Annotated in this window: 16 protein-coding genes; 8 read left to right on the top strand and 8 right to left on the bottom strand. The window is 37.4% G+C overall.

Annotated elements, in window-relative coordinates; translation table 11 throughout:
- Positions 1–10: 10 nt before the first annotated feature.
- From lieB to AB2Q86_RS05115, 3 genes are all read right to left on the bottom strand, one after another.
- Positions 11–763, bottom strand: a complete 753-nt coding sequence (lieB, locus tag AB2Q86_RS05125; RefSeq protein WP_003733785.1) for a multidrug efflux ABC transporter permease LieB — start codon at positions 761–763, stop codon at positions 11–13.
- The gene (gene lieA, locus AB2Q86_RS05120) at positions 760–1,524 is read right to left on the bottom strand and encodes a multidrug efflux ABC transporter ATP-binding protein LieA (protein WP_012581618.1); all 765 of its coding nucleotides are present in this window, start codon (positions 1,522–1,524) and stop codon (positions 760–762) included. Before lieA ends, lieB begins: the two co-directional genes overlap by 4 nt.
- Positions 1,525–1,719: 195 nt before the next feature.
- Complete coding sequence (locus tag AB2Q86_RS05115; RefSeq protein WP_003729840.1) at positions 1,720–2,739, bottom strand: branched-chain amino acid aminotransferase; 1,020 nt, start codon at positions 2,737–2,739, stop codon at positions 1,720–1,722.
- A 218-nt stretch (positions 2,740–2,957) separates the two neighbouring features.
- Here AB2Q86_RS05115 and AB2Q86_RS05110 point away from each other — a divergent pair, with 218 nt between their 5' ends.
- Together AB2Q86_RS05110 and AB2Q86_RS05105 are read left to right on the top strand one after the other, a co-directional pair.
- On the top strand, positions 2,958–3,707 hold the full coding sequence (locus tag AB2Q86_RS05110; protein ID WP_003729841.1) for an esterase family protein: 750 nt from the start codon (positions 2,958–2,960) through the stop codon (positions 3,705–3,707).
- A gap of 17 nt (positions 3,708–3,724) precedes the next feature.
- Positions 3,725–4,159: a GNAT family N-acetyltransferase gene (locus AB2Q86_RS05105; RefSeq protein WP_012581619.1), complete on the top strand. Its 435-nt coding sequence runs from the start codon at positions 3,725–3,727 to the stop codon at positions 4,157–4,159.
- A 39-nt stretch (positions 4,160–4,198) separates the two neighbouring features.
- Here AB2Q86_RS05105 and rpiA read toward each other — a convergent pair whose 3' ends face one another.
- Positions 4,199–4,870, bottom strand: a complete 672-nt coding sequence (rpiA, locus tag AB2Q86_RS05100) for a ribose-5-phosphate isomerase RpiA (RefSeq protein WP_012581620.1) — start codon at positions 4,868–4,870, stop codon at positions 4,199–4,201.
- 210 nt (positions 4,871–5,080) lie between these two features.
- On the opposite strand from rpiA, the gene AB2Q86_RS05095 reads away from it, so the two are divergent.
- From AB2Q86_RS05095 to dltD, 5 genes are read left to right on the top strand one after another with little or no spacing between them, the layout of a single operon-like run.
- A complete protein-coding gene (locus tag AB2Q86_RS05095) occupies positions 5,081–5,227 on the top strand; it encodes a teichoic acid D-Ala incorporation-associated protein DltX (protein WP_003736148.1) in 147 nt (48 codons plus the stop codon).
- 36 nt (positions 5,228–5,263) lie between these two features.
- A complete protein-coding gene (gene dltA, locus AB2Q86_RS05090) occupies positions 5,264–6,796 on the top strand; it encodes a D-alanine--poly(phosphoribitol) ligase subunit DltA (RefSeq protein WP_012581621.1) in 1,533 nt (510 codons plus the stop codon).
- On the top strand, positions 6,793–7,977 hold the full coding sequence (gene dltB / locus AB2Q86_RS05085) for a D-alanyl-lipoteichoic acid biosynthesis protein DltB (RefSeq protein ID WP_003738575.1): 1,185 nt from the start codon (positions 6,793–6,795) through the stop codon (positions 7,975–7,977). The genes dltA and dltB overlap by 4 nt, the downstream gene beginning before the upstream one ends.
- Positions 7,978–8,002: 25 nt before the next feature.
- The gene (gene dltC, locus AB2Q86_RS05080; RefSeq protein WP_003729846.1) at positions 8,003–8,239 is read left to right on the top strand and encodes a D-alanine--poly(phosphoribitol) ligase subunit DltC; all 237 of its coding nucleotides are present in this window, start codon (positions 8,003–8,005) and stop codon (positions 8,237–8,239) included.
- Positions 8,239–9,513: a D-alanyl-lipoteichoic acid biosynthesis protein DltD gene (gene dltD, locus AB2Q86_RS05075; protein ID WP_014589033.1), complete on the top strand. Its 1,275-nt coding sequence runs from the start codon at positions 8,239–8,241 to the stop codon at positions 9,511–9,513. The genes dltC and dltD overlap by 1 nt, the downstream gene beginning before the upstream one ends.
- 24 nt (positions 9,514–9,537) lie before the next feature.
- Here the strand turns inward: dltD and fabI are convergent, their stop codons facing one another.
- The 4 genes from fabI to AB2Q86_RS05055 form a co-directional block, all read right to left on the bottom strand.
- Positions 9,538–10,326 carry an enoyl-ACP reductase FabI gene (fabI, locus tag AB2Q86_RS05070; RefSeq protein ID WP_003729848.1) on the bottom strand — a complete coding sequence of 263 codons (789 nt, stop codon included), beginning with the start codon at positions 10,324–10,326 and terminating at the stop codon, positions 9,538–9,540.
- A 77-nt stretch (positions 10,327–10,403) separates the two neighbouring features.
- The gene (locus AB2Q86_RS05065; protein WP_012581623.1) at positions 10,404–11,294 is read right to left on the bottom strand and encodes an RluA family pseudouridine synthase; all 891 of its coding nucleotides are present in this window, start codon (positions 11,292–11,294) and stop codon (positions 10,404–10,406) included.
- An 18-nt stretch (positions 11,295–11,312) separates the two neighbouring features.
- Positions 11,313–12,107: an NAD kinase gene (locus tag AB2Q86_RS05060; RefSeq protein ID WP_003729850.1), complete on the bottom strand. Its 795-nt coding sequence runs from the start codon at positions 12,105–12,107 to the stop codon at positions 11,313–11,315.
- Positions 12,108–12,138: 31 nt separating this feature from the next.
- On the bottom strand, positions 12,139–12,807 hold the full coding sequence (locus tag AB2Q86_RS05055; RefSeq protein ID WP_003722788.1) for a GTP pyrophosphokinase family protein: 669 nt from the start codon (positions 12,805–12,807) through the stop codon (positions 12,139–12,141).
- 158 nt (positions 12,808–12,965) lie between these two features.
- Between AB2Q86_RS05055 and AB2Q86_RS05050 the strand changes: the two genes are divergently transcribed.
- Positions 12,966–13,433 (top strand): tetratricopeptide repeat protein, encoded by a 468-nt coding sequence (locus AB2Q86_RS05050; RefSeq protein ID WP_012581624.1) that lies wholly within the window; start codon positions 12,966–12,968, stop codon positions 13,431–13,433.
- Positions 13,434–13,435: the final 2 nt, after the last annotated feature.

The raw sequence follows: 13,435 nt of genomic DNA, 5'->3' as shown, positions 1-13,435 counted from the left end.
CTTTTTTATTTTATACCATTTTTTTATAAATAGTTACTGCAAAAACATAGGCAACAACTGTAATTCCTACACACCATGCAAGTGCAATCCAGATATCATTTCCAATTGGTTCTGAATAAAGCAATGCACGAATCGTATTAACAATAGAGGTCACTGGTTGATTTTCTGCAAAAACACGTACTGCAGTTGGCATCGTATCTGTCGGAACAAAAGCAGAACTGATGAACGGTAAAAATATGAGCGGATAAGAAAATGCGCTTGCTCCATCTACTGATTTCGCAGTTAAACCAGGAATCACAGCAACCCATGTGAGCGCTAATGTGAACAAAAGCAAAATACCAGCTACAGCAAGCCATTCCACTATCCCTGCTGATGAACGAAAACCAATCAAAAGCGCAACTAGAATAATGAGTACAATAGAAATAGCATTAGATACTAAAGAAGTTAAAACATGTCCCCACAAAACGGAAGAACGACTAATTGGCATAGAATGAAATCGTTGAAATAATCCTTTTTGTACATCTGTAAATAATCGTACCGCCGTATAGGCTATTCCACTTGCGATTGCCATCAAAATAATACCCGGCAACAAGTAATCTACATAATTGTCTGTCCCTGTTTGAATCGCACCTCCAAGTACATATACAAACATCAACATAATCATAATTGGAATAATAGCGACTGTAATAATCGTATCAGGACTACGCATAATATGACGCATGGAGCGACCAAATAATATACTTGTATCACGAATTGCTTTCATTTTACTTCCTCCTTCCCATTAATAATTGCTAAGAAAATATCTTCCAATGATGGTTGTTTTTCGACATATTCTACTTCAGCAGGAGGGAATAATTTTTTAAGTTCATCCAAGGTTCCATTTGCAATAATGGTTCCACCGTGAAGAATAGCGATTCTATCCGCAAGCTGCTCTGCTTCATCTAAATATTGCGTTGTTAGTAAAATAGTTGTTCCTCCATCAGAAAGTGTTTTAATCGTTTTCCAGACTTCGATTCGCCCTTCCGGATCAAGTCCAGTTGTTGGTTCATCAAGAAAAATCACATCCGGGGATCCAACGAGACTCATAGCAATATCCAGTCGTCTTGTCATTCCTCCTGAATAAGTGTCCGCACGCCGATCTGCAGCTTTTTCAAGTCCAAAACGTGCCAGTAAGTCATCTGCCGTTTGTGCCGGATTCCTTTCACCACGTAACTTAGCAATGAGTAAAATATTTTCTCGTCCTGTTAAAAGTCCGTCTACTGCCGCAAATTGTCCAGTAAGGCTAATATGTTTCCGTACTTTTTCCGGCTCTGTTTTTACATCAAAACCAGAAATATGTGCATTTCCATTATCTGCTTTTAAAAGAGTCGTTAAAATTTGGATGGTTGTCGTCTTACCAGCACCATTTGAGCCTAGTAATGCAAAAATTTCGCCATGCTTTACTTCAAAATCTACACCCTTCAAGACTTCTGTTTTCTTAAATGACTTTTCCAAACCAGTGGCCTTAATCATCACTTCTTTCATTTGAATACAACCTTCTTTCCATTTTTTATTAAAACCCCACTACTCAGTAACACCGGTATTCTGTATTACTTATTACTACTACATAGTAACACCGAGTTGCGGATGTGTCAATAAAAAAATCATTTCTTTTTTTCATCTGAAATGACTTTTGTTTTTATTCACAAAAAAACCGCCCGTTAAACGGACGGTTTTCTATTATTTTACTTTATAAATCCAACCTTCTGGAGCTTCTACATCTCCAAATTGAATGCCACATAGTTCATCGAATAAACGTTTCGTTACTGGACCTACTTCTGTTTCACTATGGAATACATGGAAATCATCTTTGGTTTGAATACCTCCAATTGGAGTGATAACCGCCGCTGTTCCACATGCACCAGCTTCTTTGAACTCATCTAGTTTATCAATATATACGTCACCTTCTACTGCTTCTAAGCCTAAACGGTGCTCTGCCAAATATAGTAATGAATACTTCGTGATACTTGGCAAAATAGATGGAGAATATGGCGTAACAAATTTATCATCTTTTGTAATACCAAAGAAATTAGCTGAACCAACTTCTTCAATTTTTGTATGCGTAGCTGGATCTAAATAAATACAATCACCAAAGTTACGATCTTTTGCAGCTTGACCTGGAAGTAAACTTGCGGCATAATTTCCGCCTACTTTTGCTGCACCAGTACCATTAGGAGCGGCACGGTCAAAATCAGATACAATAAAGTTAGTTGGCGCCATTCCACCTTTGAAATACGGTCCAACAGGAGAACAAAATACAGAGAAAATATACTCCGGCGCCGCATGAACACCAATATTATCCCCTACACCAATAACAAATGGACGTAAATAAAGTGTTGCACCTGTACCATATGGTGGCACAAATTCTTCATTTGCACGAACAACTTGCATCACTGCATCAATAAATTTTTCTGTTGGGATATGTGGCATTAATAAACGCTCACAACTTTTTTGAATACGAGCAGCATTTCGATCTGGGCGAAAAAGATTAATCGAACCATCCTTACAACGATATGCTTTTAAACCTTCAAAACATTGTTGTCCGTAATGAAGTGCTGTCGAACCTTCGCTAATATGTAGCGTATTGTCTTCTGTTAGCGCACCTTCGTCCCATTCTCCGTCTTTCCAATAAGAAATGTAACGTTTGTCCGTTTTAATATAACTAAATCCTAAATTACTCCAGTCAATATCTTTACTCATTCAAAATCCCCACTTTCTATCATTAAAACAGAATTATTGTATGTTTCAGTATAGCACAATAAACAGCATTATTGCAGTGATGACTCGTGAAAAAGAAAATTTTTTCTAATAAATAGGCAAAATGTTCTTTCTTTTAACGTAATTCATGCTAAAATAGAGTAACTTTTCAAAAAACAATCATCTTAGAAGGAATGATTTCAAGAAAGGAGAGAATGAAAATGACAGCTCATAAAATGTTGGATGAGAAATTTTATAGCAAATCGCTAGGAGAGGAACTTGATTTAATTATTTGCTTACCACCTGATTTTTCACCACTATACAAATATCCACTTTTCATTGTACAAGATGGTAAAGATTATTTTCAGTTTGGCAAACTTGCACGCCACTCCGAAGAATTAGCGGTAAAAGAGCAGATTCAAAAAGCCATTTTCATTGGTATTCCTTACAAAACTGTCATGGATCGGCGTGAAAAATATCATCCAGATGGTAAACAAAACGACGCTTATATCCGATTCTTAGCATTTGAACTCGTTCCTTATCTTGAAGAACGTTTCCCTTCTTTCCAAATGCCAACAAGTAGATTCTTGATGGGTGACTCACTCGGCGCATCCGTTTCCTTAAAAGCAGCCCTTCTTTTTCCTTTTACATTCGGTAATGTGATTTTACATTCTCCATATGTGGATGATTCTATCCTTACACTCGCAGAAAAAGCAGATCCTGCAAAAGTGAAAATCTTCCATATTATTGGCGATCAAGAAACTGCGGTCGAAACAACTGGAAATGAAGTACTTGATTTCCTATCACCCAATAAATCTTTAGAACAAATTTTGACAGCTCGCGGATTTGATTATTATTTCCATGTATTTAACGGCGACCACCGCTGGAAATACTGGCAGCCATTTATCAAAGATTCTTTACAATTTATGCTACCAGTAAATACATTTGACTTAGAAAGCATGCGTGCATAAGAAAGGACGAAAGCAACTTGACTGTAAAGAAAGTAACGGATGAATTCGGCAAACAAGCCGCACTAAAAATTAGAAATGATGTATTCGTTGTCGAACAACATGTGGATCCCGCATTAGAATGGGATGAATTCGATAAAATGGACTCCGTTGTCATGTTCGTTGACTACGCAGAGAACGGCACACCACTCGCAACAGGAAGATTTCGAGTGACAGATGGTTACGGCAAAGTCGAGCGCATTTGCACTCAGAAAATAGCTCGTGGCACTGGTAGTGGTCGCAGAATCATGGAAGCCATTGAATCAGAAGCTAAAACTCGCGGCGTTACCACCTTAAAACTGGGTGCCCAAGTGACAGCTATTCCCTTCTACGAAAAACTAGGCTACGAAATTTGCTCAGATTTATTCCTTGATGCTGGAATTGAACATAAAGAAATGAAAAAAACAATAAAATAGTTAATAAAAATAGTTATTTCTTTTATATAGAAGAAATAACTATTTTTTTATTATCTCCGTTTCCCCGTTCGCCTTTCCACAAATAATTACATCCACATAATCAAGAAATAACCCATGCTCAACAACCCCTGGTATTTGCGCTAACTTTTCTTGCCACATTTCCGCATCCGTAAATGACTGATTTACTATGTCCAAAATATAGTTCCCATTATTTGTCACATAGACTTCCCCGTTAGATTGTTTCCGTAAATTAGTTTGTATTTGTTCTTTTGCAAGTGTGCGCTCAATTTGCTTCCAACCAAAAGGAATTACTTCTAATGGTAAAGGAAACTTCCCTAGCGTCCTTACAAGTTTCTCTTCACTAACAACCCAAATATTTTTCAAACTCGCACTAGCAACCATTTTTTCGCGTAATAATGCTCCCCCTCCGCCTTTTATTCCTTGAAAATTCGTATCAATTTCATCTGCTCCATCAATAGTGACATCAATTTCCGTTACATCATTTAGCGATTTCAAAGGGATTCCTAACTTTTCGGCTTGTTTGGTTGTTTCATCAGAAGTCGCCACTCCCGTAATATGCAAGCCATTATTTACCATTTGTCCAAGCTTTTCAAGCGTGTAATAAACCGTGCTACCTGTTCCAAGCCCGACAACCATTCCATCTTCAATCCATTCGCAAGCTTTTTCTCCGGCAATTTTCTTTTGATTCATCTTATTTCATCCTCCGTTCTAGCTTAAAAGCATTGCTCTATCTATGGTTTCATTATACTCGCACAGTCTTTCAAGTTCAAAATATGTTTATTTTTCTAACCTTACAAAAATGTAATTAGACATTTAAAGACAAGTGTATTACAGTAAGTAAGTATTAAACGTTTATTTTTAATATTTGTAACACAACTGAAATAATAAAGAGGTGGATTTATGAACAAAGTAAAACTATTTTTGCATCATCCAGCAACCATCTTCACAATGAAAACTGTTTTCTATTTAGCCATTCTGCTAGGATTGCTATGGTTTTATGGTTTCAAAAACCCTGAAGGTGCGAAATTCATTTACAACGAATTCTAAAAGAAGAAAGGACTGTTAAAAATGGGAATATCAATAATGACAACGAGTATCATAGAAAGAATTGATGCATGGGCAGAGAAGACACCGGATTTCCCTTGCTACGAATATGCTGGAACACGTCTTTCCTATAAAGAACTAAAACGGCAATCTGATGCATTCGGCTCTTTTCTACTAAATAATCTGAATACTGACAAAGAAAAACCTATTATCGTTTACGGACATATGTCTCCCCTCATGTTAATTGCATTTTTAGGCTCTATCAAATCTGGACGAGCTTATGTACCAGTAGATGTTTCTATGCCAGTTGAACGTATAGAACAAATTAAAAAAGCGGCTGATCCTTCTATGTTTATATGCACAGAAGAATTACCAAGCAACCTTACAATTACTGGTTGCCCTGTTTTATCCCAAGAACAACTAATGGACGCTTTGGAAAAACATTTTGACGAAGTGCCAGATAAAGCTGAATGCGTAAAAAATGACGATAACTACTATATTATTTACACATCCGGAAGTACTGGAAATCCTAAAGGCGTTCAAATCAGCCAAAACAACCTAGTAAGCTTTAGCAACTGGATTTTACAAGATTTTTCATTAAGACAAGGATTACGCTTCTTAAACCAAGCACCATTCTCGTTTGACTTATCTGTTATGGATTTATATCCAAGCTTGCTATCCGGTGGAACACTCGTCCCGCTTGATAAAACAATTACTGCTAACATGAAAGATTTATACCGTGAAATTCCTGCGCAAAACTTTGACGTATGGGTTTCCACTCCATCTTTCGCAGACTTGTGCTTACTTGATGAAAACTTTAATCAAGAAAATAATCCAAGTTTGACTCGCTTCTTATTCTGTGGTGAAGTACTTGCTAAGAAAACAGCCACTGAATTACTTGATCGTTTCCCAGATGCAGTCATTTACAACACATACGGTCCTACAGAAGCAACGGTTGCTGTAACTCAAGTAAAAGTTACTCGTGAGCTTATTGAGGCTTACCCAAGCTTACCACTTGGCGTTATTAAACCAGATATGCGTTTACACATTGTTGACCAAGAAACTGGTGAAATACTTCCAGAAGGTGAAAAAGGAGAAATCATCCTAATTGGTGCTAGTGTTTCCAAAGGTTACTTAAATGAGCCTGAAAAAACTGACCAAGTATTCTTTGATTATAAAGGTTACCAAGCTTATCACACAGGTGACTCTGGCATTATCAAAGACGGTTATCTTTTCTTCCAAGGTCGCCTAGATTTCCAAATTAAACTTCATGGTTATCGTATCGAATTAGAAGATATCGAAAACAATCTAAAAAAAGTAAGCTACATTCAAAACTGCGCTATTATTCCTAAGATGAAAGATGAAAAGGTAGATATGTTGGTCGCTCAGGTCATCCCTACTAACCATGATTTCGAAAAAGAATACCAGCTAAGTGCAGCAATAAAAAATGAACTGAAAGAATTTATGCCAGCATACATGATCCCAAGAAAATGGATTTACAAAACGGAATTCCCGTTAACTATGAATGGCAAAATCGATCGCAAAGCGCTTAATAGCGAGGTTAACAAGTGAGTTTACCATACGGCACAATCCTTTATTTTGGTGTACTTGTACTATTTTTAATTCCTATCATAGTAGCTGGTTTGTTAGGAAAAAGATTACCGATTTATAATGCTTTTGTGACACTCGTATTTTTATACTTTATGTTCTCAGCAAGCCCAGTGCAAGGAGCTACATTTATCTTCTTTGTCTTCTGGCAACTTGCTCTTGTACGACTTTACTTCCATTACAGGCAAGAGAAAAAGCAGAACCACGGCGGCGTATTCGTCATAGCAGTGATTCTGTCTATTCTCCCCCTTATTATCTCTAAAGTTGTTCCAATTTTAGGAGATAATGTTACAATGGTTGGTTTCCTAGGGATTTCCTACTTAACATTTAAAGCGGCACAAATGATTATTGAAATACGCGATAACTTAATTAAACAGTATAACGCATGGGATTTTGTTAACTTCTTACTATTTTTCCCAACTATTTCATCCGGACCGATTGACCGGTTCCGTCGCTTTAAAAAAGACGTTGATAATCCGCCTAGTAAAGAAGCTTATCTAGCTTTATTAAATCGAGGAATATTCCTTATTTTCCTTGGTTTTCTCTACAAATTCATTATCGCTTACTTAGTAAACAAACATTTTGTTGTTCCACTAGACATCGCGATTTCACACAATGCGGATTTAACAAAGAATTTAATTGGCTACATGTACGCTTATAGTATGTATTTATTCTTTGACTTTGCAGGTTATAGTGCCTTCGCAGTCGGAGTCAGTTACTTGCTCGGCGTTCAAACACCAATGAACTTTAACAAACCATTTGCAGCGCGTAACATTAAAGAGTTCTGGAATCGTTGGCATATGACACTCTCCTTCTGGTTCCGTGATTATGTATTCATGCGTTTTGTCTTATGGGTTACAAAAAAGAAATGGTTTAAAAGCAAGTTCACAATTGCCTACCTAGCATACTTCGTTAACTTTTTCATCATGGGTGTATGGCACGGACTTCACTGGTACTACATCGTTTATGGTCTATATCAAGCAACACTAATTGTCGGATTTGACCTAATCGAACGCTTCAATAAGAAACACAAATTCTATCCAAAAAACAAAATAACTTATGTAATCGGCGTTATCATTACATTCCAATTTGTTTGTTTCGGATTCCTGATATTCTCAGGTATTTTAGATAAAATTAATTTTTAAAACTAACTAAAGGTGGTAATTTATAATGGCTTTTCGTGAAAATGTATTAGAAATCTTAGAAGAAATTACAGAAACTGATGAAGTAGTACAAAATACAAACATCAAATTATTTGATGAAGGTTTGCTTGACTCCATGGCTACTGTTCAACTATTAATCGAAATTGAAGAAAGACTAGATATTACTGTACCCGTTTCTGAATTTGACCGCGACGAATGGGCTACTCCTGAAATGATTATTACACAACTTGAGGCGCTAAAATAATGAAAAAAAAGCTGTGGATGACATTTGGGCCTTTATTGGTCGCATTCGCGGTTTTCCTTTTCGTTCTATTCGGACCTAGCAGCTTATTCTCTCACGTTTCTTCTAAAACGGTAGAGAAAGGCGCTACGTCCATGAACGAATACGTCATCCAAGGCTTAGACATCCAGAAAGAAGCTTTAAAAGAAGGGAACTATTTACCAATTTATGGTTCTTCCGAGCTTTCTCGCGTCGATTCATTCCATCCTAGCGTAGTATCAAAAAAATACGATCAGGGCTATACACCATTCTTACTTGGTCGTCCTGGCACACAATCATTAAGTCATTTCCTTGACGTAAATGCACTTGGCGATGATTTAAAAGGTAAAAAAGTAGCGGTAATTTTATCTCCGCAATGGTTCCAACCAAAAGGTGTTTCTGATCCATCATTTGGCGCTAACTTTTCCCCTCTTCATGCATATAAATTCGCCTTAGAAGATACGAAAAACACGCCTGAACGCCGCTATGCAGCTAAACGTTTATTAACTTTCCAAGTAGTCCAAAGCGACTCTACATTAACAAAATTACTCGAAAATATTGTCGCAAAAGGACCTAAAAAGCCGCATGATCCAAAACTTCTAAAAATTGCTGGCAATGTTGAACTGAAGATTTTAGAACGCAAAGACGATTTAGAATCCAAATTTATTACTGGCTCTAAACAAGAATTCGTAGATGATGGCCTAAAAGCTCTTCCAGACAATTTAGATTACAAACAACTGGACAATTTAGCCAAAGAAACTGGTGAGAAAAGTACTGGTAATAACCCGTTCCAAATTAAAGAACGTTATTACCAAAAGAAAATCAAACCATTTGAAGGCGAATTAAAAGATAGCCGTAAAGAATTGCGCTATGACCAATCTCCAGAGTTTGCTGATTTACAACTACTCATGGATGCTTTCAAAAAAGCTGGCGCAGATGTCATCTTTATTAACCCTCCTATCAATGGAAAATGGATTGATTACATTGGTATGAACAAACAAGGCTTAGATGGCTATTATGCGAAAACGAAAGAACAAATTGAGAGTCAAGGCTTCCGTTACTACTCTTTAGAAGAATATCAAAATGATGCATTCTTCTTAGAAGATCCGATTCATTTAAGCTGGCGCGGTTGGGTAAAAATCGACCAAGTACTAGCTGATTTCGTTAAAGAACCGGTTCAAACAAACTATAGACCAACACCAAAAGATTATTACTTTAAAGAACATCCAGAAAATGGACCAAAAAAAGACCAGAAGTAGCAAAACTACTTCTGGTCTTTTTCTTTAGAATCCAATAATATGATAACCACTATCGACATGAATAACTTCGCCAGTAACACCACGAGATAAATTACTGAATAAGTAGTAAGCTGTGTCGCCAACTTCTTCCGCTTGTGTCGCGCGTTTTAATGGAGCTCTTTCTTCTACTAGTGAAATAGAGTCAGAGAAGCCGCTAACACCACGAGCAGATACTGTTCTGATTGGTCCTGCTGAAATAGCATTTACACGGACACCAATTGCTCCTAAGTCCATAGCAAGGTATCGAACGCTTGCATCAAGAGAAGCTTTTGCAACACCCATGATATTGTAGTTCTCTACTACGCGTTCTCCGCCTAGGTACGTTAGCGTTAGTAAACTAGCATCTTCTGTTAACATTTCCAAGTGTTTTAGCGCACGAGCAACAGCTGTGAATGAGTAAGCACTAATTTCATGTGCCTGTAAGAAGCTTTTACGATCTACTTCTAAATAATCTCCAGTTAAAAAGTCTTTGTTAGCGAAAGCAATACAATGTGCTAAGCCACTTAATTTGCCAGCTTTGTTTTTAATCGTTTCAAATGTTTCTGTAATAGCATCTTCACTAGTTACATCACAAGCTAAGATAAGTGGATTTTGGTTTACTTCGCTTAATGAAGGTACTAGTTCTGTAATACTTTTTTTCGCACGATCGTCGGCATATGTAAATACCAGTTTCGCTCCAGCTTCATTTAGTGAACGAGCGATGGCCCAGGCGATACTACGCTTATTAGCTACTCCCATTACAACATATGTTTTTCCCTCTAATGATAAATTCATGTTCTTTCCTCCTAAAATTGATGCGATTTGTTCGCTTCTTTCATTTTACATGACCAAATAACTTTTTAAAACACTTATTACTTCGATTTTTGAATTATCTCTTCCATATCCGCTGGTAAAGGTAAATCAAAAGCCATATATTCTTCTGTAACTGGATGGACTAAATGCAAGTGACAAGAGTGCAGTGCCTGTCTTTTCAGTAAGGTAGTATCTCCTCCGTACATATCATCTCCAATGAGCGGGTGGCCAATATACGAAAAATGAACACGAATTTGGTGGGTTCTTCCTGTTTCAAGTTGAATGGCCACGTGATCAAAAGCCGTGTAACGCTCGAGAACCTCGTAATTTGTTTTGGCATATTTTCCCTCAGGTGTAACAAAACGTTCCATTATACTCACTTCTTTGCGCCCTATTGGCGCTTCAATCGAGCCCTCTTGCGTTGCTAGAACTCCCGAGGTAAAAGCTTGATAGCGTCGTTTGAGCAATCCCTTTTGCAAAAATGTACTCAACCTAGCATGTGCAAACCTATTTTTAGCAATTAGCATCAGTCCGGACGTCTCACGATCAAGCCTTGTTACAATATGAATCGCATTTGTAAGTCCTTGCGCTTCATAATGCCCTTTGACAAAATTTGCGACAGAACCACTCGGATGATATTGCGATGGAATGGAAGCCATCCCAGCAGGTTTATTGATAATTAATAAAAAATCATCTTCAAAAACAATATCTAAATCAGTGTATTCTGCAAGCAAACGTTCATTTTGTTGCTCTGTTGGAAAAGTAAGCCTCACTTTATCGCCTACTTTTACGTGATATAGAACATTTTGTTCTTCGTTATTTACTTCAATTTTCCCGTCTGCCCCAAATTTCACAGCAGTTAATAATTGTTTAGAAATATGCTTGCTCTTCAAAAAAGTGCGAAGTAAGAGCCCATTTTCTTCTGTTTCAACTTTCCATTCTAAAAACACATGCTTCCTCCTGCTAGCTTAATCTTCAATAAACGAATCGTGGACACGGCGCCAAAACGGAAATGACCTAAATCTGGCAAAGTGGATTTTTTTTGCAGATACTTCATACCGAATTTCTTGGACATCTCGGTGCAAAATACTCAAATGGTCTACGGATATTTGGAAATCCTTATCATTGACTGGTTGCAAACTAACAACATGATGCTTCGGAAAAACAAGCGGGCTACCGATTGTCCGGTACACACGATTATTAATGGATGCCATTTCTGTAAGTTGCATAGCCTCAATGGATGGATGCATAAGCGCTCCACCTAGCGATTTATTATATGCTGTCGTTCCACTAGGTGTTGACATACAAAGGCCATCCCCACGGAATCGTTCAAAATGAATATCATTAATTACTACATCTACCACAAAAGGTCCACCTGAACTTTTTACAGTTGATTCATTGAGCGCTAAATAAGTCGCTTCTTTTTTGCCAATTCCATATTTCACGGTTGTTTTGAGAAGAGGATAAGAAACTTTTTGATATTCTCCTTTTGCTAAAAGCTTAACTAATTTGTCGGCCTCCGCCGGTCTCCAATCCGCATAAAAGCCAAGGTGCCCGGTATGAATCCCAATAAATGCAATTTCATCCAAGCGCTCCTCGTATTGATGAAAAGCGGACAGAAACGTTCCATCTCCGCCAATAGAAATAACAATTTCAGGTTCTACATCATCATATTCCATGTCATATTCCCCAAAACCTGCGATCATATTTAGTCGCAGCAAATCAGACTTTTCGTCCCCTTTGGAAGTAATCATATATTTCATTATTTCTATTCGCCCCTATTCCTACAACTAATTACTTATTTTTCTTTGGCATCACTTGGTGCACTGCTTTTTTATCCTTTGATACGTCTTTATTTTGAGAAAAATAAACTTGTGCTTCTTGTATTTCTTCACGAATTTGCGACATTTCCTCATCAAGTTGAAAGGCAGCCTCGGCAGCGCGTTTTAAACGTTTATTGATGGCTTCTGGAAATTCACCTTGATACTTATAATTGACGGAATGCTCAATTGTTGCCCAGAAATTCATTGCCAGCGTTCTAATTTGGATTTCAGCTAAAATTTTCTTTTCTCCTTGAATCGTTTCTACTGGATATTCGATAACAACGTGATAAGAGCGGTAGCCACTTGGTTTTTTATTCGTAATATAATCACGTTCTTCTACGATTCGAAAATCATTTCGTTGTCTTAAAAGGCGAACTACTACTTCAATATCATCCACAAATTGGCACATCATGCGGAGACCAGCGATATCTTGCATTTCTTCTACTAAATGATCTAGCGCAATATGTTTTTGGTTAGCCTTGTCTAGTATACTCGCAACTGGCTTCACTCGTCCTGTAACAAATTCAATTGGCGAATGATTATTTTCAAGCTCAAATTGCGAACGCATTCCTTTAAGTTTAATTTTAAGTTCTTCCACTGCCTGTTTGTAAGGCGCTAAAAAGTCTTCCCAATGATTCAAATCGCTCACCTCAAGTATATTCATGATTAAATTTATGCAACATCAGTTTTATTTTAACACAAAAGCAGTTAATCCACCTTGCTTAAAGTAACCTTTTTTTCAATCCCGTGGTAAAATAAAACCGAAGCATTCAAACGACAGCTAAAAGGAGGATAAAAATGATTCTAACTTTACTTCAAAATGGCGATTACGAAACTGCACGCAAGCAAGCTCTTGCAGAATTAGAAAATAACCCCGAAAGTGCTGAACTTCATTATTTTGCAGCATGGGCGCACGATGCACTTGGTAAAGAAGATGCCGCAATCCCCTTTTATGAGAAAGCTCTTCAGCTTGGTCTTCCTTCTGATTCTCGCAAAGAAGCGTATATAGGTCTCGGTAGTACTTACCGTATTACAGGTCAGCCCGAAAAAGCTAGCCGCCTTTTCGAAACAGCTTTACAAGAATTTCCAGATAATAATGCCTTGCGAACTTTTTCAGTGATGGCAAAGTACAATCAAGGTTTGGAAAAAGAAGCTTTGCAAGAAATCCTCATGCTACTGATTGAGACAACGAACGATGAAAACATTTTAAGTTACAAAAAAGCAATTCAATTTTATGCGCAAGATTTAGATGCGACATTTCATTAAAA

This window comes from Listeria monocytogenes (genome assembly GCF_041765605.1).
Lineage (GTDB): Bacteria > Bacillota > Bacilli > Lactobacillales > Listeriaceae > Listeria > Listeria monocytogenes_D.
The sequence above is the reverse complement of the archived record's forward strand: the minus strand, read 5'-3'. Positions and strand labels throughout refer to the sequence as shown.